The organism is Georgenia thermotolerans, assembly GCF_009193185.1.
GTDB lineage: Bacteria > Actinomycetota > Actinomycetes > Actinomycetales > Actinomycetaceae > Georgenia > Georgenia thermotolerans.
The window spans coordinates 40,242-56,667 of record NZ_VUKF01000007.1 but is presented as its reverse complement, the minus strand read 5'-3'; the positions used below and the strand labels follow the sequence as shown (position 1 = coordinate 56,667).

Sequence of the window (16,426 nt, the reverse complement as noted above, 5' to 3'; positions counted from 1 at the left end):
ACGCTAAGACGGACTTAGTCCATCCGCATCCGGAAAGTCACGATTCGATCACGGCCGGAATGACTGCGGCGTCGATCGCTGCAGGACGAGGTGAGCGCCGGCCCGAGCGATCCGGGCCCGGACGTGTGACCTACTGCAGCATCGTCCGGTCGTCGAGCCGGGCGCCCTTGATCTTCTCGAACTCCCCCAGCAGGTCCGCCACCGTGGTGGTCGCCTTGGTGGCGGCGTCGAGGTCGAGGATGATCCGGCCCTCGTGCATCATCACCAGCCGCGTGCCCAGGCGCAGGGCCTGCTCCATGTTGTGGGTGACCATGAGCGTGGTGAGGCGGTGACGCTCCACCGCCTCCGCCGTCAGCCGGGCCACGAGCTCGGCGCGCTGGGGGTCCAGCGCGGCGGTGTGCTCGTCGAGCAGGAGGATCTTCGGCCGGCTGAAGGTGGCCATCAGCAGCGACAGCGCCTGGCGCTGCCCGCCGGAGAGCATCCCGACCTTGGCCTTGAGCCGCGTCTCCAGGCCCAGCTCGAGGGTGGCCAGCTCGCGGGCGAAGAGCTCGCGCTTGGCGGCGGTGACCCCGCGGCGAAGACCGCGCCGCCGCCCCCGCTCGTAGGCCAGGGCGAGGTTCTCCTCGATGGTCATGTCCGGGGCGGTGCCGGCCATGGGGTCCTGGAACACGCGGGCGACGTCGCGGGCGCGCTGGTGGTCGGCCAGCGCCGTGACGTCCGTGCCGTCGACGGTGACCGTGCCGGTGCCCGGGCGCAGCTTGCCGGCGGCGACGTTGAGCAGCGTGGACTTGCCGGCGCCGTTGGAGCCGATGACGGTGACGAACTCCCCCGGCTCGAGCGCGAGCGAGACGCCGCGCAGGGCGACGCGCTCATTGGCGGTGCCGGCGAAGAAGGTCTGGGTGATGTTCTCGAGGCGCAGCATCAGGCGTCCACCTTCGTCGTCGTCCCGGCGACCTGGGTGCGGCGCACCCCGAGCCGGGAGCCGATCCGCCAGGACCCGCTCCACTGGGGCAGCACCAGCGCGCCGACCACCAGGACGGCGGAGATCAGCTTCATGTCGTTGGGGTCCAGGTTGACCATCAGCGCCAGCTGGATGACCACCCGGTACACCACCGAGCCGAGCACCACCGCGAGGGTGGCGATGACGATGGTCCGGCTGCCGAAGATCGCCTGGCCGATGATCACCGAGGCCAGGCCCGCGACGATGAGGCCGATGCCCATGCCGATGTCGGCGTAGCCCTGGTACTGGGCGATGAGCGCCCCGCACAGGGCCACCAGGCCGTTGGACAGTGCCAGCCCGAGCACCTTCATCCGGTCGGTGCTCACGCCGAAGCTGCGGATCATCTCCGCGTTGTCGCCGGTGGCCTGCAGCGCGAGCCCGAGGTCGGTGTGCAGGAACCAGTCCAGGAGCACCTTGAAGACGAGGGCGACGACGGCGAAGATCGCCACCGCCACCGCGGTGCCCATGAGGCCGCCCTCACGAAGCGGCGTGAGCAGGGTGTCCTCCCGCAGGAGCGAGAGGTTGGAGGTGCCCATGATCCGCAGGTTGATCGAGTACAGGCCGACCTGGGTAAGGATGCCGGCGAGCAACGGATTGATCTTGCCCTTGGTGTGCAGGATCCCGGTGATCGCCCCTGCCGCCAGGCCCGCGGCGATGGCCGCGAGCGTGGCGAGCAGGGGGTTCGTGCCGCCCACGATGAGGATGGCGGCGACGGCGGCGCCGGTGGTGAAGCTGCCGTCGACCGTGAGGTCCGGGAAGTCGAGGATCCGGAACGTCAGGTAAACCCCCAGGGCCATGAGCCCGTAGATCAGTCCCAGCTCGAGGGCGCCGATCATGCGCGGTCTACTCCTCGACGGTGACGTCGGCGCTGTCGAGCAGCTTCTGCGGAATGGTCACGCCCATCCGCTCGGCGGCGGCGGGGTTGACGTACAGCTGCAGGTCGGTGGGCTTCTCGACGGGCATCTCGGCCGGGTCCGCGCCGTCCTTGAGGATCTTCACCGCCATGAGGCCGGTCTGGTAGCCGAGCTGCTCGTAGTCGAAGCCGTAGGTGGCGACGCCGCCGTTGGCCACCGAGTCGCCCTCGCCGACGATGACCGGCACCTGCTTGGTCTCGGCCACCTGGAGGACGGCGTCGAGCGCGGAGACGACGTTGTTGTCGGTGGGGACGTAGAAGGCGTCGACGTCGAGGGAGTTCGCGGCCTGCTGCACCTCGCCGGAGGCGGTGATGGTGCTCAGCTTCAGGGTCAGGCCGAGCTTCTTGGCGGCCTCCTCGGCCAGGTCCACCTGCACCTGGGAGTTGACCTCGCCGGAGGAGTAGACGACGCCGACGGTCTTCGCCTCCGGCGCGAGCTCCTTGACCAGGCTGAGCTGCTCCTCGACGGCGTTGAGGTCGGAGGTGCCGGTGATGTTGCCGCCGGGGGCCTCCCAGCTGTCCACCAGGCCGGCCTCGGCGGGCTCGGTGACCGCGGTGATGAGGATCGGGATGTCCGTGATCGCCTGGGCGGCGGCCTGCGCCGTCGGGGTGGCGATGGCCAGGACGAGGTCCTTGCCGTCGGAGGCGAACTTGTTGGCGATGGAGGTGGCGGTGGCCTGGTCGCCCTGGGCGTTCTTCTCGTCGTAGGTGACGTTCTCGCCCTCGACGTAGCCGTTCTCGGCCAGCGCCTTCTTGAAGCCCTCGCGGGCGGCGTCGAGGGAGGTGTGCGAGACGATCTGGGTGATGCCGATCTCGACGGCGTCCTGCTTGCCGCCGGCGGCGTCGGTGTCTGCCTTGGAGCCGGAGCTGCAGGCGGAGAGGGTGAGGGCGGTGGCCGCGAGTGCCGCGGTGAGGATGCTCGTCGTCGAGCGCTTCATGGGGATCCTTCCGGACAGGCGGGCCGACTGTGGCCCATCGTTCGGTCGCCGGTCGGGGGGTCCGGCGCTGGGACCTGGCGGCCCCGTGTGGGGGCAAACTGTAGTGGACCGTCCAATAAGTGGGGCGCGTTCGTCTCACGTGTCGGCGAACCGGGGCCCCACAGACGGAGGTGCGGCGGGTGGCCACGCCACCCGCCGCACCATCATCAGCCTCGCGACCTCAGCGCTGGGCGAGGTCGACCTCCGCCCAGCCGGCGAGGACCTTGATGAGCGCCGAGGCGTTGAGCTCCCCCAGCCCCGCGGTCATCGCCGCGTCGAGCGTCTCGGCCGCGACCATCGCCCCGGGCACCGGCGCGCCGACCTGCGCGGCGAGCTCGCCGATCAGCCGGACGTCCTTGCGCATGAGGCGCAGCGCGAAGTTCGGGGCGTAGTCGTCCGCGAGCACGGCCGCGCCGACGCCGTCGTAGATCGGCGTGCGGAAGTCCGTCACGGCGACCACCTCGAGCACCTTGGCCAGGTCCAGCCCGGCGGCCCGGGCGAGGGTGAGCCCCTCGCCGAGGGACTGCAGCTGGGCCGCGACGAGCAGGTTGCCCACGAGCTTCATCCGCGCGCCGGAACCGGCCGGGCCCATGTGGTGCACCGACTCGCTCACGGCCTCGAGCACGGGGCGCACACGGGCGAACGTCTCGGCGTCGCCGCCGACGACGACCCACAGCCCGCCGGCCTCGGCCTCGCCCTTGGACCCGAACACCGGCGCGTCGAGGATGGCGACGCCCCGCTCGGCGTAGGCCGCGTGCTCCTCGTCGCTGAGCGCCGCGGAGATCGTCGACATGTCCACGACGACGGTCGGGGCCGCGACGTGGGCGATCACCCCGTCCTCCCCCAGGGAGACGGCGCGCACCGCGGCGTCGTCGGACAGGCAGTAGAGCACGACGTCCTGGCCGCGCACGGCCTCGGCGATCGACGCCGCCGCGCGGGCGCCGGGGACCTCGGGGCGCGTCCCGGGGGTGCGGTTCCACACCGTGACCTCGTGCCCGGCGGCCACCAGGTTGGTGGCCATGCCGCGGCCCATGGTGCCCAGGCCGAGGACCGCGACGGCGCTCATCGCGCCACCACCGCCGCGGCCTTCTGCCAGGACTGGAGGAACCGCAGCATCGCCGTGGCACCCGGGTCCTGCAGGCCGATGCTGCGCTCCTGCAGCCAGGACGCCCGGCCCCGGCGGGACTGCAGGTCGCGGGTCTCGACGACGGCCTTCTCGGCCGCGGCGATGGCGTCCTCCAGACCGGCCGGGCCGTCCGCCGCGGCAGCGAGGGCGTCGGCGGCGGGCAGGATGGCGTCGAGGATCGTCTTGTCCCCCAGCTGGGTCTTGCCGCGCTGGGCGATGTTGTCCCCGGCCGCGCGGACGAAGGTCGCCGCGGCGGCGACGTCGACGTCCTCGACGTCGGCCCACGCCTTGGACCCGGCGAGCAGGCCGCCGGCGACCAGCGCCGCCATCGTGGAGGGGTTGGCGTTGGCGAACGCCTTGGCGGCGGCGCGGGCGATCTCGGCGGGGCGGGCGTCCTCGGCGATGGCGTCGAGGGCCTCGATGACCGCGTTGGCGCCGAGCGAGACGGTGATGCCGAGGTCGCCGTCGCCCAGCGCCTGGTCGAGGTCGCGCAGCTCGTCGGCGTACGTGACCAGCTCCGCCAGGCTGCGCTGGATGGCGCCGACGAGCTCTGTGGACTGCATGATGATCAGACCTCCTGGAAGAACGGGGACGCGGCGGGCGCGTCGAGCAGGGCGAGGCGGGCGTCGTCGAGCGTCAGCAGCGAGATGGACGCCCCGGCCATCTCCAGGCTGGTGGCGTACTCGCCGACGTAGCGGCGCTCGATGGTCACGCCGCGGTCGGCGAGCAGCTGGTGCACGCGGCGGTACATGACGTACAGCTCCTCCAGCGGGGTCGCGCCCAGCCCGTTGACGAGCACGGCCACCCGGTCGCCGGAGGTGAGGTCGAGGTCCTCGACCAGCGCGGAGACGAGGCGGTCGGTGATCTCGTCGGCGGTCTCCAGCGGGCCGCGGTGGATGCCGGGCTCGCCGTGGATGCCGATGCCGATCTCCATCTCGCCGTCGGGCAGGTCGAAGCTCGGCTCCGCCGTGGTCGGCAGGATCGTCGGGGACAGGCCGATGCCCATCGTGGCGGTGTGCTCGACGACGTCCTCGGCGACCGCGGCGACTTCCTCGAGGCTGTCGCCGCGCTCGGCGGCGGCGCCGGCGGCCTTGTAGGCGAAGAAGATGCCGGCCACGCCGCGGCGGTCGTGCTTGCGACCCTTGGGCTGGCTGGCGACGTCGTCGCGGCCGAGCACGGTGCGGGTCTCGATGTCCTCGAGCTCGGCCAGGTCCGCGGCGAGGTCGAAGTTGAAGACGTCGCCGCCGTAGTTGCCGTACAGGTAGAGCACCCCGCGGCCGCCGTCGACCGCCTTGGTGGCCTCGAAGACCTGCTGGGAGCTCGGCGAGCTGAAGACGTTGCCGATCGCCACCCCGGAGGCGAGCCCCTTGCCGACGTAGCCCTTGAACAGCGGCAGGTGGCCGGAGCCGCCGCCGGTGACGATGCCGACCTGGCCGGCGACGGGGGCGTCCGCCCGGACGAGGATCCGCGGGTCCTCCCCCGGCGTCTTCACCTGGTCGGGGTGGGCCAGGAGGATGCCCTCGATCATCTCGTCGACGAAGTTCTCGGGCTTGTTGATGATCTTTCTCATGACGTTCCTTTCGTCGAAGCTTTTCTGGAGGACGCTCACGCGGTGGTCGTCGCGCTGACCGCGCCGACGGGCGGTGCCGGCCGGCGTCGCCGCCGCCACTTGACCTGGTCGAAGACCATCACCGCCACGAGGATCACGCCCTGGGCCATGGCGTACTCGAAGGCCGACAGGCGCACCGCGGTGAAGCCGCTCTGGACGATCTGCAGGGTGAGGGTCGCCAGGACGACGCCGAGCACGGTGGCGAAGCCGCCGTTGGGGTTGGTGCCGGCGAGGACGGCGATGACCACGACGAGCAGCACGTACGAGGCGCCGTAGTCCGCCGAGGCGGTGGGGTTGCGGGCGAGGAACAGCACCCCGGCGATGCCGCCGAGCAGGCCGGTGGTCAGGTAGGTGCTCATGAGCACCCGGGAGCTGTTGATGCCGGAGAAGCGCGCGGCCATCGGGTTCGCGCCCTGCAGCGTCACCTTCAGGCCCAGCGGCGTGCGGTTGACCAGCAGGCCGATCGCCAGGGCGACGAGGATGAAGACGACGAACAGGGTGGGGATCCCGCCGACCGTGGACTGCCCGAAGGCCGTCAGCCCCGCCGGGGCGCCGTAGAGGGTCTTGCCGCCGGTCCAGGCCACCGCGATGCCGTTGTAGATCTGCATCGTGCCCAGCGTCGCGAGGATCGGGGTGATGCCGACCCAGGCGACGAGGACGCCGTTGAGGAACCCGCCCAGGACGCCCACCGCGACGCCCACGAGCAGGATGACCGGGAACAGCTGCTCGGCCCGGGCCGGGTCGCCGGCCGCGATGGCCGTGTACAGCGTCGACATGGTGATCGCGGTGAGGTTCGCGATGGACACGAGCGAGAGGTCGATGCCGCCGGTGAGCATCGCGAGCATCATCGCCAGCGCGAGCACGCCGACCTCGGGCGAGGCGAGCGCGATGTTCTGCAGGTTGATCGGGCCGAGGAACACCGCCGGGTTGAGCACGGTGAACAGCGCGAACGCCGCGACGACGAGCAGCAGCATCCGCCGCGCGCTGCGGTCCACGTGCACCGTGGAGAGCAGGTCCTTCCACCGGGAGTCGACGGACCGGTTGAGCCGTCGCATCGGCTGCTGGGCGTCGTTCATGCCGTCACCTTCTCGTGCTGGACGGGGGTCGTCGCCGGGCCGGCCGCGGCGTCGTCGGACTCGTCGATGGTGCGGATCCGGCGGGCGGAGCGGCGGGCGGCGATCGCCTGGACGCCCACGCCGATGACGAGGAGCAGGCCGACGGCGGTGCGCTGCCAGGCGCTGGGCACCCCGGCGAGGATGAGGCTGTTGTTGATGACCTGGATGAGCAGGACGCCGAGCACGGTGCCGGTCACCGAGCCGCGGCCGCCGAAGATCGACGCCCCGCCCAGGACGACCGCGGCGATGATGTCCAGCTCGTCGCCGACCAGCTCCTGCGGGGTGCCGCTGCGGCCCATGATCATGTAGATCATGCCGCCGACGGCGGCCATCATCCCGACCAGGACGTACATCCAGACCTGGGTGCGGACCACGCGGATCCCGGCGCGGCGGGCGGCCTCGGCGTCGCCGCCGATGGCGTAGATGCTGCGGCCGAACATCGTCCGGCGCAGCATCCAGGCGATGAGGACCGCGAGGAGGATGGCCGGGACGACCATGACGTGCAGGTAGGCGTTGCCCGTCGGGGAGGTCACGGCGACGAGGTTGGTCGTCGAGACCGACGCCATCCCACCCGGCAGGTCGGCGATGTAGCGGGAGCCGACGTAGGTGAGCAGCGCCCCGGTGAAGATGCCGCGGGTACCGAGCGTGACGATCATCGTCGGCAGGCGGAACTTGGCGATGATGAAGCCGTTGATCGCCCCCAGGGCGGCCCCCAGGACCAGCGCCATGACGAAGGCGCCGACGAGGCCGAGGTCGTACCCGCCGGCCAGCTGCAGCTTGATCGTGGTGTAGGCGGCGAAGACCGCGATCGCCGCGAACGACATGTCGATGCCGCCCGAGATGATGACCAGCAGCACCCCGAGGGCGAAGATCATCGGCACGATCGCGCTGCGCAGGATGCCGAACGCGGTCGGGAGCGAGAAGAACACCGGGTTGGCGATCGACATCCCGATGACGAGCACGAGCAGGACGAGGACGAGGACGCCCTCGTTGTTCCGCCCGCGCAGGCGGCGCAGCAGTGCCGCCCTGGACCTGTCCGCACTCATGCGGCCACCTTCTTCCGGATGCTGTCGACGTCGACGTCCTCGCCGGCGAGCTCCTCGACGATGCGGCCGTGGCGCACCACGAGGACGCGGTGGCAGCAGGCGACGAGCTCGGGGACGTCGTCGGAGATGACGATGACGCCCATGCCCTCGGCGGCCTGGGCGCGCAGGATGTCGAGGATCTCGGACTTCGAGCCGACGTCGACGCCGACGGTCGGCCCGTTGAGCATGAGCACCTTGGGCCGCCGCGCGAGCCACTTGGCGAGCACCACGCGCTGGGCGTTGCCGCCGGAGAGGGAGCGCACGGGGGCCTGGACGTTCGGCGCCTTGACCCGCAGGCGGCGGAACAGGGTGTCGATGGTGGAGCGGATCGCGCGCTTGTCGAGGGTGCGCCAGCGGGTGCGGTGCCCCTCGGCGGAGCTGGCGATGATGTTGTCGGCGATGGACTTCTCGAGGAACAGGCCCTGGGTGAGGCGGTCCTCGGGGACGTACCCGATGCCGGCCGCGATGGCGTCGTCGATGCGGCGCACCGTCGTGGGGACGCCGTCGACCTTCACCGTCCCGGACTCGTAGGGGTGGACGCCGAAGAGGGACTCGGCGATCTCCGTGCGGCCGGAGCCGAGCAGGCCGGTCAGGCCGAGGATCTCGCCGCGGCGCAGCGTGAAGGAGACGTCGTGGAACGCGCCCGGGAGGGTCATCCCCTCCACCTCGAGCACCGGCGCGGCGCCGGGGGCGAGCTCGGTGACCCGGCGCGAGTCGTCGACCTCCTGCCCGGTCATGTGCTGGGCGATCGCGCGGGGGTCGAGGTCGGCGGCCGGGGCGGTGACGACGTGCTTGCCGGAGCGCAGCACGGTCACCCGGTCCGAGATCGCCAGGACCTCGTCGAGCTTGTGGGAGACGAAGATGAACGCCACCCCGCGCGCCCGCAGCCGCTCGACGATCGCGAACAGGTGCGCGACCTCCGTGTGGGTCAGGGCCGTGGTGGGCTCGTCCATGACGATCACCCGCGCCTCGTTGACGAGGGAGCGGCAGATCGCCGTCAGCTGCCGGTCCGCGACCGACAGGGTGCCGACCTCGGCGTCCAGGTCGAGGGCGAGGCCGAGGTCGTCGATGATCCGCTGGGCGGCCGGGCGCGCGGCGCGCGGGTTGAAGAACCGCCGCCGCGCGCCGACCGCCGAGGTGAAGACGATGTTCTCGGCGACCGTGAGGTTGGGGAACAGCGAGAAGTCCTGGTAGATGACCTGGATCCCGCTCTTGATGGCGTCGGTGGGGTCCATCGACGCGAACGACTCGCCGTCCACGACGATCGCGCCGGCGTCGGGCTTCTCCGCGCCGGAGATGATCTTGATGAGGGTGGACTTGCCGCAGCCGTTCTCGCCGGCGAGGCACAGCACCTCGCCGGGTCGCAGGTCGAGCGAGACGCCACCCAGGGCGGTCACGCCACCGAACGTCTTGACGATGTCGCGCACCTCGAGGACGGGTGCAGGGGTGCCCGAACGGGCCGTGGTTGTCATGCCGTGCGCCTCTCAGCACCGGCGCGGGGCGGGCCGCTGCGCCCGCCCCGCGCCTGTGGGATCAGAAGTTGTACTGCTTGGCGGCCTCGGCGTCGGCCGCGATGCCGGCGTCACCGACGAAGACGTTGTCGTAGCCGTCCATCTTCTTGAGGCTGGTGTAGCCCTCGATGCCCAGGTCGGTGCCCTCCTCGATCGTGCCGCCGTCGGCGAGGATGCGGGCGATCTCCAGCTGGGCCTCGCCGGCCAGCGCCGGGTCCCAGAAGAAGATCTTGTCGATCGAGCCGGTCGCCAGGTACTTCGCGGCGGCCGAGGGGATCGAGGTGCCCATGTTGCAGACCTTGTCCTCCAGGCCGGCCTCCTCGATCGCGCGGGCGATGCCCGGCACGTCGTTGCCGGCGGAGCCCTGGAAGCCCTTGATGTCCGGGTGCTTCGCGAGGATCTCCTTGGCCTTCTCGTACGCGGCCGTCTCGTTGTCGGTGCTCTCGATCGGGGTCTCGACGCGCGTCATGTTCGGGTAGTTCTCGGTCTGGTAGTCGTAGGCGGCGCCGACCCACTCCATGTGGGTCTTGGCGGTGAGGCCGCCGACGAACTGGACGTACTTGCCCTCCTCGTCCATGCACTGGGCGAGGTTCTCCATGATGTCGATGCCGTAGTCGGCGTTGTCGAACGCCTCGATGTCGATGTCGACGTTCTCGATGCCGGTCGCCTCGTGCGCGACGACCTTGATCCCCTGGGCCTGAGCCTGCTTGAGGACCGCGGAGAGCGCCTCGGGCGAGTTCGGCACGACGGTGATGGCGGTCGGCTTCTGGGCGATGAGGTCCTGGATGATCTGGATCTGCTTCTCCGGCGAGACGTCGTCACCGCCCTCGGTGCGCGTGTCGATGCCGGTCCGCTCGCCGTAGGCGACGACGCCCTCGTCCATGCGGTCGAACCAGGCGATGCCCTTGACCTTCACGACGGTGACCATCGTCTGGTCCGAGCCGCTGCCGCCGCTCGAGGCCTTGTCGCCGCTCGCGGCGGCACCGTCGTTGACGGACCCGCAGGCGGCCAAGAGCAGGGTGGCGAGACCCGCGGCGACAACGCCAGCGGCGCGCTTGTTCCTCATCCGTTCACTCCCTCGTGATGGTGCGCGGGAACCCCCGTGTCCGCGCAGCGATTCCTGTTTTCGTGCGTCAGATTCCCTGACTTGCCGCACACATTAGGGGGCTCCCGTCTGAAAGTCCAACAAGTCGTGCAAGAATGTGCACGAATCCAGGCAGCCATGCGCACGGAGTCGTGCAGGTTGCTACTGTTCGCCCAGGTCAAGCGGAAGGTCAACGATGTCGCGCCGCCAGCAGATCGCCGAGCTCATCGAGCAGCGCGGCTTCCAGAGCGTCACCACCCTCGCGCAGCGGTTCGCCGTGGACAGCTCCACGATCCGGCGCGACCTCGACCGCCTCGCGGCCGACGGCGTCGTGGTGCGCACCCACGGCGGCGCCGCCGCGCCGGCCGGCGCCGGGGAGCAGGCCGAGCCTCCCCCGGACCACGACCCGCAGCTGCCCGAGAAGCGGGCCATCGGGGCGGCGATGGCGGAGCGCATCCACGAGGGGCAGACGGTGCTGCTCGACAGCGGCACCACGTGCCTCGAGGTCGCCCGGGCGCTCCACCACAACCGCCTCACGGTGGTGACCAACGACCTGCACGTCGGCCTGGAGATCTCCACCAAGCCGCAGATCAATCTCGTCTTCATCGGCGGGGAGCTGCTGCCGACCAGCACCTCGATGTGGGGCCCGGCGTCGATCCAGCAGCTCGACACCATGCGGGTCAACGTCGCCGTCTTCGGTGCCGGCACCGTCATGGACGACGGCATCTACGCGGCCAGCAGCTACGCCATCGAGCTCAAGCGCAAGATGCGCTCCATCGCCTCGGAGGCCTTCTTCGTCGCCGACTCGACGAAGTTCGGCCGCGAGGCGCTGTTCAAGGTGTTCGGGTTCGAGAGCTTCACGGCGGGCATCACCGACGACACGCTCGACCCGATCCGGGCGGCGCGGTTCCCCGTCCCGCTGATCCGGGTGACCCCGCGCAAGGACTGAGCACCACCGGGGCCGAGGCGCAGGGTCGTGCCCCGGTCCGCGTTCGCCGGACACCGCTTCGGCGTAGCCGACGCGTGAGGATTCTGCCGGCCTCGCAGAGCGGTGCGGGCGCTCGCGGCGTGCGACCGGGGCGGCGACGACATGCCGAGCGGTGCCGTCCGGGGGCAGAACAAGCAGATTGGGTAGCTTCCGTCAGGCTTGAACCTGACGAAAGCTACCCAATCGCTCGCCGGGGTCCCTACGACGCAGCCACCGCCGCCCCGGCCGTGGTGTGCGCGTCCGCGAGCGCCAGCACCTCGTCGAGGATCGTCAGCCCCTCGTCGAGCTCGGCCTCGCTGACCGTGCACGGCGGGACCACGTGGATGCGGTGGTAGTTGTTGAAGAGCAGCAGCCCGGCCTTCTTCGCCGCGCCCATGAGCTCGGCGATCGCCGGCGAGGATCCGCCGTACGGAGCCAGGGGCTCCTTGGTCTCCCGGTCCACGACGAGGTCCAGCGCCCAGAACACGCCCAGCCCCCGCACGTCCCCGATGACGGGGTGCCGCTCGGCCATCTCCCGCAGCCGCGGGCCGATCACCCGCTCCCCCATCTCGGCGGCGTGCTCGACGATCCGCTCCTCCTCCATGGCCACGATGGTCGCCACGGCGGCGGCGCAGGCCAGCGGGTGCCCGGAGTAGGTCAGCCCGCCGGGGAAGACCCGCTCGTCGAAGGTGGCGGCGATCGCGTCGGAGATGATCACCCCGCCCAGCGGGACGTACCCGGAGTTGACGCCCTTGGCGAAGGTGATGAGGTCCGGCGTCACCCCGTAGTGGTCGACGGCGAACCAGGCCCCGGTGCGGCCGAAGCCGGCCATGACCTCGTCGGCAATGAAGACGATGCCGTGCCGGTCGCACAGCTCGCGCACGCCGGCGAGGTATCCGGGCGGCGGGGGCATGATGCCGGCGGTGCCAGGGACGGTCTCGAGGATGATCGCAGCGACGGTGCCCGGCCCCTCGAAGGTGATGACCTGCTCGAGGTGCTCCAGCGCCCGCGAGCACTCCTCGGCCTCGGTGGTGGCGTGGAAGGGCGAGCGGTAGAGGAACGGGCCGAAGAAGTGCACGAATCCGGCGTTGCCGAACTCGTTGGGCCAGCGCCGCGGGTCGCCGGTGAGGTTGATCGCCGTCGTCGTGGCGCCGTGGTAGCTGCGGTAGGTCGACAGCACCTTCTGCCGGCCGGTGTGCAGGCGCGCCATCCGCACGGCGTTCTCCACCGCCTCGGCGCCGGCGTTGGTGAAGAACACCTTGTTCAGCCCCTCCGGGGCACGCTCGGCGATGAGCCGGGCGGCCTCGGATCGGGCGGTGTTGGCATACGGCGGTCCGATGGTGCACAGGACGTCGGCCTGGGCCTTGATGGCGGCGACGACCTTGGGGTGCTGGTGGCCGATGTTGGTGTTGACGAGCTGGGAGGAGAAGTCGAGGTACCTCCTCCCGTCGCCGTCCCAGACGTAGGAGCCCTCGGCGCGGGTGACGACCATGGGGTCGAGCGCGCCCTGGGCGGACCAGGAGTGGAAGACGTGGGCGCGGTCGAGCTCGTAGGCGCGGCGGGCGACCGGGTCGGTGGGTGCGGGCACGGAAAGTCTCCTTGTCGCCGTCGTCAGTGGTTCTGGGGGAAGCCGAGGTTGATGCCGCCGTGGCTGGGGTCCAGCCAGCGTTCGGTGACCGCCTTGGTCCTGGTGAAGAAGCGCACGCCGTCGGCGCCGTAGGCGTGGGTGTCGCCGAAGAGGGAGTTCTTCCAGCCGCCGAAGGAGTAGTACCCGACCGGCACCGGGATCGGCACGTTGATGCCGACCATGCCGACCTCGACCTCGTTCTGGAACTTCCGGGCGGCGCCGCCGTCGTTGGTGAAGATGGCGGTCCCGTTGCCGTAGGGGTTGGCGTTGATGAGCGCCAGGGCCTCGTCGTAGGTCTCCACCCGCACCACCGAGAGGACCGGGCCGAAGATCTCGTCGGTGTAGACGCTCATCTCCGGGGTGACGTGGTCGAGCAGGGTGGGGCCGAGCCAGAACCCGCCCGCGGCGCCGTCGGGCTCCACGGTGCGGCCGTCGACGACGACGGTGGCGCCGGCCGCCTCGCCCGCGTCGATGTAGCCGGCGACCTTGTCCCGGTGCGGCCTGGTGACCAGGGGGCCCATGTCGCAGCTGCGGCGTCCGTCGCCGGTCTTGATCCCCTGGGCGCGCTCGGCGATCTTGGCGACGAGGTCGTCGGCGACCGGGCCGACGGCGACGAGGGCGGAGATGGCCATGCACCGCTCCCCCGCGGAGCCGAAGCCGGCGTTGACGGCGGAGTCGGCGGCCAGGTCGAGGTCGGCGTCGGGCAGGACGACCATGTGGTTCTTCGCCCCGCCGAGGGCCTGGACGCGCTTGCCGTGCGCGGTGGCGGTCTCGTAGACGTACTTCGCGATCGGGGTGGAGCCGACGAAGGAGACAGCCTTGATGTCGGGGTGGGTGAGCAGGGCGTCGACGGCGACCTTGTCGCCCTGGACGACGTTGAACACCCCGGCGGGCAGGCCCGCCTCGGCCCACAGCTCGGCCAGCCACAGGGAGGCCGAGGGGTCCTTCTCGGACGGCTTGAGCACGACGGTGTTGCCGGCGGCGATGGCGATCGGAAAGAACCACATCGGCACCATGGCCGGGAAGTTGAACGGGGAGATGATCGCGACCGGGCCGAGCGGCTGGCGGATGGAGTAGACGTCGACGCCGGTGGAGGCGTTCTCGGTCATCTCGCCCTTGAGCAGGTGGGCGATGCCGCAGGCGACCTCGACGACCTCGAGGCCGCGGGCGATCTCGCCGAGGGCGTCGGAGAGCACCTTGCCGTGCTCGGCGGTGATGATCTCAGCGAGCTCGTTCTTGCGGGCGTTGAGCAGCTCACGGAAGGCGAAGAGCACCTGAGTGCGCCGCGCCAGGGAGGTGTCGCGCCAGGCGGGGAAGGCGGCCGTGGCGGAGGCCACGGCGGCGGCGACGTCCTCCTCGGACGCGAACGCCACCAGGGAGGTCACCTCGCCGGTGGCCGGGTTGTACACCTCCCCGGTGCGGGTCGAGCCGCCGGCGTAGGGCTTGCCGTCGAGCCAGTGGGAGGCCGGCACCGTGCCGGTGCCGGGGGTGGTGGTCTGCGTGCTGGTCATGGCGGCTCCTTCGGGCACGGGTGATGACCCGAGTGTGGTCACCGCTGACTGTGCAGGGAAGCGGCATAGTGTCGCGCCGTCGGCCGACATTCACACACTGTGTCGGCGCCGAGAGCGGACGCGTCGCCCCGGCCGCGGACCAGGCGCGACAGCCCCCATCGGGCGGAATACGCTGACAACTGCGCGACGCGCAGCTGAGCTCCTCGGCCGCACACCACCGGCCCTCAACTGTGGCGCAGCGGTGGATCATGCGCTCGGAGAACGACCTCCACAACACGACATCCCCAGGGCCGGGGCCGGGGAAGGCCCGCATCTCGACGATGAGGTGACCCGCATGTCAACGAGCAACGTCCCCCCGGGCTTCAGCCCACGGCTCTACAACGCGGACCTCGCTCCGGCCGAGCACCGCAAGTGGGGCTTCTACTCGCTCTTCGCCATGTGGATGTCCGACATCCACTCCATCGGCGGGTACACCTTCGCCGCCGGGCTGTTCGCCCTGGGGCTTGGCGGATTCCAGGTCTTCGGTGCCCTGGTGGTCGGCATCATCCTGGTCTTCCTGCTGATGAACCTCAGCGGCTGGGCGGGCCAGAAGACGGGCCTGCCGTACCCCGTTCTAGCGCGCATTTCCTTCGGCACCTTCGGGGCGAACCTGCCCGCGCTGACGCGCGGCCTCGTCGCGATCGCCTGGTACGGCATCCAGACCTGGCTCGCCTCCCGGGCGGTCCTCGTCATCGCCCTGCGGATCTGGCCCGACCTCGGGCGGCTCACCCACAACAGCCTGCTCGGGGAGTCGACGCTCGGCTGGATCGCCTTCCTCATCATGTGGGCGCTGCAGCTGCTCCTGCTGCGCAACGGCATGGAGACGATCCGCAGGTTCCAGGACTGGGCCGGGCCCGCCGTGTGGGTCGTCATGCTCCTGCTCACGCTCTACGTCCTCAACGCCGCCGGCTGGCACATCTCGTTCTCCCTTCCCGGCGGCGTCGCCAAGTGGGGCGTGGCGCAGGCCTTCTTCGCGGCGATCGCCCTGACGGTGGCCTACTTCTCCACCCTCCTGCTCAACTTCTGCGACTTCTCTCGCTTCGCCCCGACCCGCCGGGCCGTCACCAAGGCGAACGTGTGGGGCCTGCCGGTGAACTTCATCGCGTTCTCGATCGTCTCCGTGGTCGTCACCGCCGGCTCCTTCCAGGTCTACGGGCAGTACATCTACGACCCGGTCGAGCTCGTCGGCCGCATGAACAACATGGTCGCCCTCCTCCTGGGGGCCGTGACGTTCGCCGTCGCCACGCTGGGCATCAACGTCGTGGCCAACTTCGTCTCCCCTGCCTACGACCTCGCGAACGCCTGGCCGTCGAAGATCGACTTCCGCAAGGGCGGGCTCATCGCGGCCGTCGTCGCCCTCGTGATCACGCCGTGGAACCTGTACAACAACCCGCAGGCCGTGAACCTCTTCCTCGGCGGGCTCGGCGCCGTCCTCGGTCCGCTCTTCGGCGTCATCGCCACCGACTACTACATCCTCCGTCGGCAGAAGGTGGTGGTGGCGGACCTCTTCCGCGAGGACGGCTACTACTCCTACAAGCGCGGCTGGAACTCCAAGGCCGTCGTGTCGTTCCTCTTCGCCGCCATCCCCACCGTCATCGTGGCCCTGGTGCCCGTGTTCGCCGTCCTGGCACCCTTCTCGTGGTTCATCGGCGCGGGCCTGGCGGCAGCGGTCCACTACGCCATCGCCCGCAACGACCCGTCGATCGCGGCATCGGTACGCGCCGCCACCAGCCTCGAGCGGGAGACGCCGGGCCAGCTGGCCGAAGCCGAGCCGCCCGAGGTCCTGCCGTAGGCCGAGAGGGCGCCGCTCGTCGATACCGTGTGGCTCATTCGCGTGGTCCCGCCGCGCGCCAGGCCGCTGG

At 70.7% G+C, this 16,426-nt stretch carries 14 protein-coding genes; 2 read left to right on the top strand and 12 right to left on the bottom strand.

The annotated features are described in order from the left end of the window. Positions 1 to 130 precede the first annotated feature (130 nt). From GD970_RS04890 to GD970_RS04845, 10 genes are all read right to left on the bottom strand, one after another. Complete coding sequence (locus tag GD970_RS04890) at positions 131 to 922, bottom strand: ABC transporter ATP-binding protein (RefSeq protein WP_152201498.1); 792 nt, start codon at positions 920 to 922, stop codon at positions 131 to 133. Further along, positions 922 to 1,836, bottom strand: coding sequence for an ABC transporter permease (locus GD970_RS04885; protein WP_152201495.1), 915 nt, complete (start codon positions 1,834 to 1,836; stop codon positions 922 to 924). Before GD970_RS04885 ends, GD970_RS04890 begins: the two co-directional genes overlap by 1 nt. A 7-nt stretch (positions 1,837 to 1,843) precedes the next feature. Next, entirely contained in the window at positions 1,844 to 2,851 is a 1,008-nt protein-coding gene (locus tag GD970_RS04880; protein WP_152201493.1) for an ABC transporter substrate-binding protein, read from the bottom strand. A gap of 220 nt (positions 2,852 to 3,071) precedes the next feature. Then, positions 3,072 to 3,956, bottom strand: a complete 885-nt coding sequence (locus tag GD970_RS04875; protein ID WP_152201491.1) for an NAD(P)-dependent oxidoreductase — start codon at positions 3,954 to 3,956, stop codon at positions 3,072 to 3,074. Next, positions 3,953 to 4,579, bottom strand: coding sequence for a DAK2 domain-containing protein (locus GD970_RS04870; RefSeq protein ID WP_170297214.1), 627 nt, complete (start codon positions 4,577 to 4,579; stop codon positions 3,953 to 3,955). Before GD970_RS04870 ends, GD970_RS04875 begins: the two co-directional genes overlap by 4 nt. Before the next feature lie 5 nt (positions 4,580 to 4,584). Further along, on the bottom strand, positions 4,585 to 5,586 hold the full coding sequence (locus tag GD970_RS04865) for a dihydroxyacetone kinase subunit DhaK (RefSeq protein WP_152201486.1): 1,002 nt from the start codon (positions 5,584 to 5,586) through the stop codon (positions 4,585 to 4,587). Between the two features lie 35 nt (positions 5,587 to 5,621). Further along, positions 5,622 to 6,701: an ABC transporter permease gene (locus GD970_RS04860; protein ID WP_226925167.1), complete on the bottom strand. Its 1,080-nt coding sequence runs from the start codon at positions 6,699 to 6,701 to the stop codon at positions 5,622 to 5,624. Then, positions 6,698 to 7,786: an ABC transporter permease gene (locus GD970_RS04855; protein WP_152201483.1), complete on the bottom strand. Its 1,089-nt coding sequence runs from the start codon at positions 7,784 to 7,786 to the stop codon at positions 6,698 to 6,700. The genes GD970_RS04860 and GD970_RS04855 overlap by 4 nt, the downstream gene beginning before the upstream one ends. Continuing rightward, positions 7,783 to 9,297 (bottom strand): sugar ABC transporter ATP-binding protein, encoded by a 1,515-nt coding sequence (locus tag GD970_RS04850; RefSeq protein WP_152201481.1) that lies wholly within the window; start codon positions 9,295 to 9,297, stop codon positions 7,783 to 7,785. Before GD970_RS04850 ends, GD970_RS04855 begins: the two co-directional genes overlap by 4 nt. A 61-nt stretch (positions 9,298 to 9,358) precedes the next feature. Continuing rightward, positions 9,359 to 10,402 (bottom strand): substrate-binding domain-containing protein, encoded by a 1,044-nt coding sequence (locus tag GD970_RS04845; RefSeq protein WP_152201478.1) that lies wholly within the window; start codon positions 10,400 to 10,402, stop codon positions 9,359 to 9,361. Between the two features lie 214 nt (positions 10,403 to 10,616). Between GD970_RS04845 and GD970_RS04840 the strand changes: the two genes are divergently transcribed. Continuing rightward, positions 10,617 to 11,369: a DeoR/GlpR family DNA-binding transcription regulator gene (locus tag GD970_RS04840; RefSeq protein ID WP_152201476.1), complete on the top strand. Its 753-nt coding sequence runs from the start codon at positions 10,617 to 10,619 to the stop codon at positions 11,367 to 11,369. Positions 11,370 to 11,607: 238 nt separating this feature from the next. Here GD970_RS04840 and GD970_RS04835 read toward each other — a convergent pair whose 3' ends face one another. Together GD970_RS04835 and GD970_RS04830 are read right to left on the bottom strand one after the other, a co-directional pair. Beyond that, positions 11,608 to 12,975 carry an aspartate aminotransferase family protein gene (locus tag GD970_RS04835; RefSeq protein ID WP_152201473.1) on the bottom strand — a complete coding sequence of 456 codons (1,368 nt, stop codon included), beginning with the start codon at positions 12,973 to 12,975 and terminating at the stop codon, positions 11,608 to 11,610. A gap of 23 nt (positions 12,976 to 12,998) precedes the next feature. Beyond that, positions 12,999 to 14,525 carry a CoA-acylating methylmalonate-semialdehyde dehydrogenase gene (locus GD970_RS04830; protein WP_152201471.1) on the bottom strand — a complete coding sequence of 509 codons (1,527 nt, stop codon included), beginning with the start codon at positions 14,523 to 14,525 and terminating at the stop codon, positions 12,999 to 13,001. Positions 14,526 to 14,859: 334 nt separating this feature from the next. Here GD970_RS04830 and GD970_RS04825 point away from each other — a divergent pair, with 334 nt between their 5' ends. Beyond that, positions 14,860 to 16,356 (top strand): NCS1 family nucleobase:cation symporter-1, encoded by a 1,497-nt coding sequence (locus tag GD970_RS04825; RefSeq protein WP_152201468.1) that lies wholly within the window; start codon positions 14,860 to 14,862, stop codon positions 16,354 to 16,356. The last annotated feature ends 70 nt before the right edge of the window (positions 16,357 to 16,426 follow it).

Excerpts from the sequence above, each read along its gene's own strand:
- GD970_RS04890 (WP_152201498.1), bottom strand. The coding sequence starts at position 922 with ATGCTGCGCCTCGAGAACATCACCCAGACCTTCTTCGCCGGCACCGCC.
- GD970_RS04885 (WP_152201495.1), bottom strand. The coding sequence starts at position 1,836 with ATGATCGGCGCCCTCGAGCTGGGACTGATCTACGGGCTCATGGCCCTG.
- GD970_RS04880 (WP_152201493.1), bottom strand. The coding sequence starts at position 2,851 with ATGAAGCGCTCGACGACGAGCATCCTCACCGCGGCACTCGCGGCCACC.
- GD970_RS04875 (WP_152201491.1), bottom strand. The coding sequence starts at position 3,956 with ATGAGCGCCGTCGCGGTCCTCGGCCTGGGCACCATGGGCCGCGGCATG.
- GD970_RS04870 (WP_170297214.1), bottom strand. The coding sequence starts at position 4,579 with ATGCAGTCCACAGAGCTCGTCGGCGCCATCCAGCGCAGCCTGGCGGAG.
- GD970_RS04865 (WP_152201486.1), bottom strand. The coding sequence starts at position 5,586 with ATGAGAAAGATCATCAACAAGCCCGAGAACTTCGTCGACGAGATGATC.
- GD970_RS04860 (WP_226925167.1), bottom strand. The coding sequence starts at position 6,701 with ATGAACGACGCCCAGCAGCCGATGCGACGGCTCAACCGGTCCGTCGAC.
- GD970_RS04855 (WP_152201483.1), bottom strand. The coding sequence starts at position 7,786 with ATGAGTGCGGACAGGTCCAGGGCGGCACTGCTGCGCCGCCTGCGCGGG.
- GD970_RS04850 (WP_152201481.1), bottom strand. The coding sequence starts at position 9,297 with ATGACAACCACGGCCCGTTCGGGCACCCCTGCACCCGTCCTCGAGGTG.
- GD970_RS04845 (WP_152201478.1), bottom strand. The coding sequence starts at position 10,402 with ATGAGGAACAAGCGCGCCGCTGGCGTTGTCGCCGCGGGTCTCGCCACC.
- GD970_RS04840 (WP_152201476.1), top strand. The coding sequence starts at position 10,617 with ATGTCGCGCCGCCAGCAGATCGCCGAGCTCATCGAGCAGCGCGGCTTC.
- GD970_RS04830 (WP_152201471.1), bottom strand. The coding sequence starts at position 14,525 with ATGACCAGCACGCAGACCACCACCCCCGGCACCGGCACGGTGCCGGCC.
- GD970_RS04825 (WP_152201468.1), top strand. The coding sequence starts at position 14,860 with ATGTCAACGAGCAACGTCCCCCCGGGCTTCAGCCCACGGCTCTACAAC.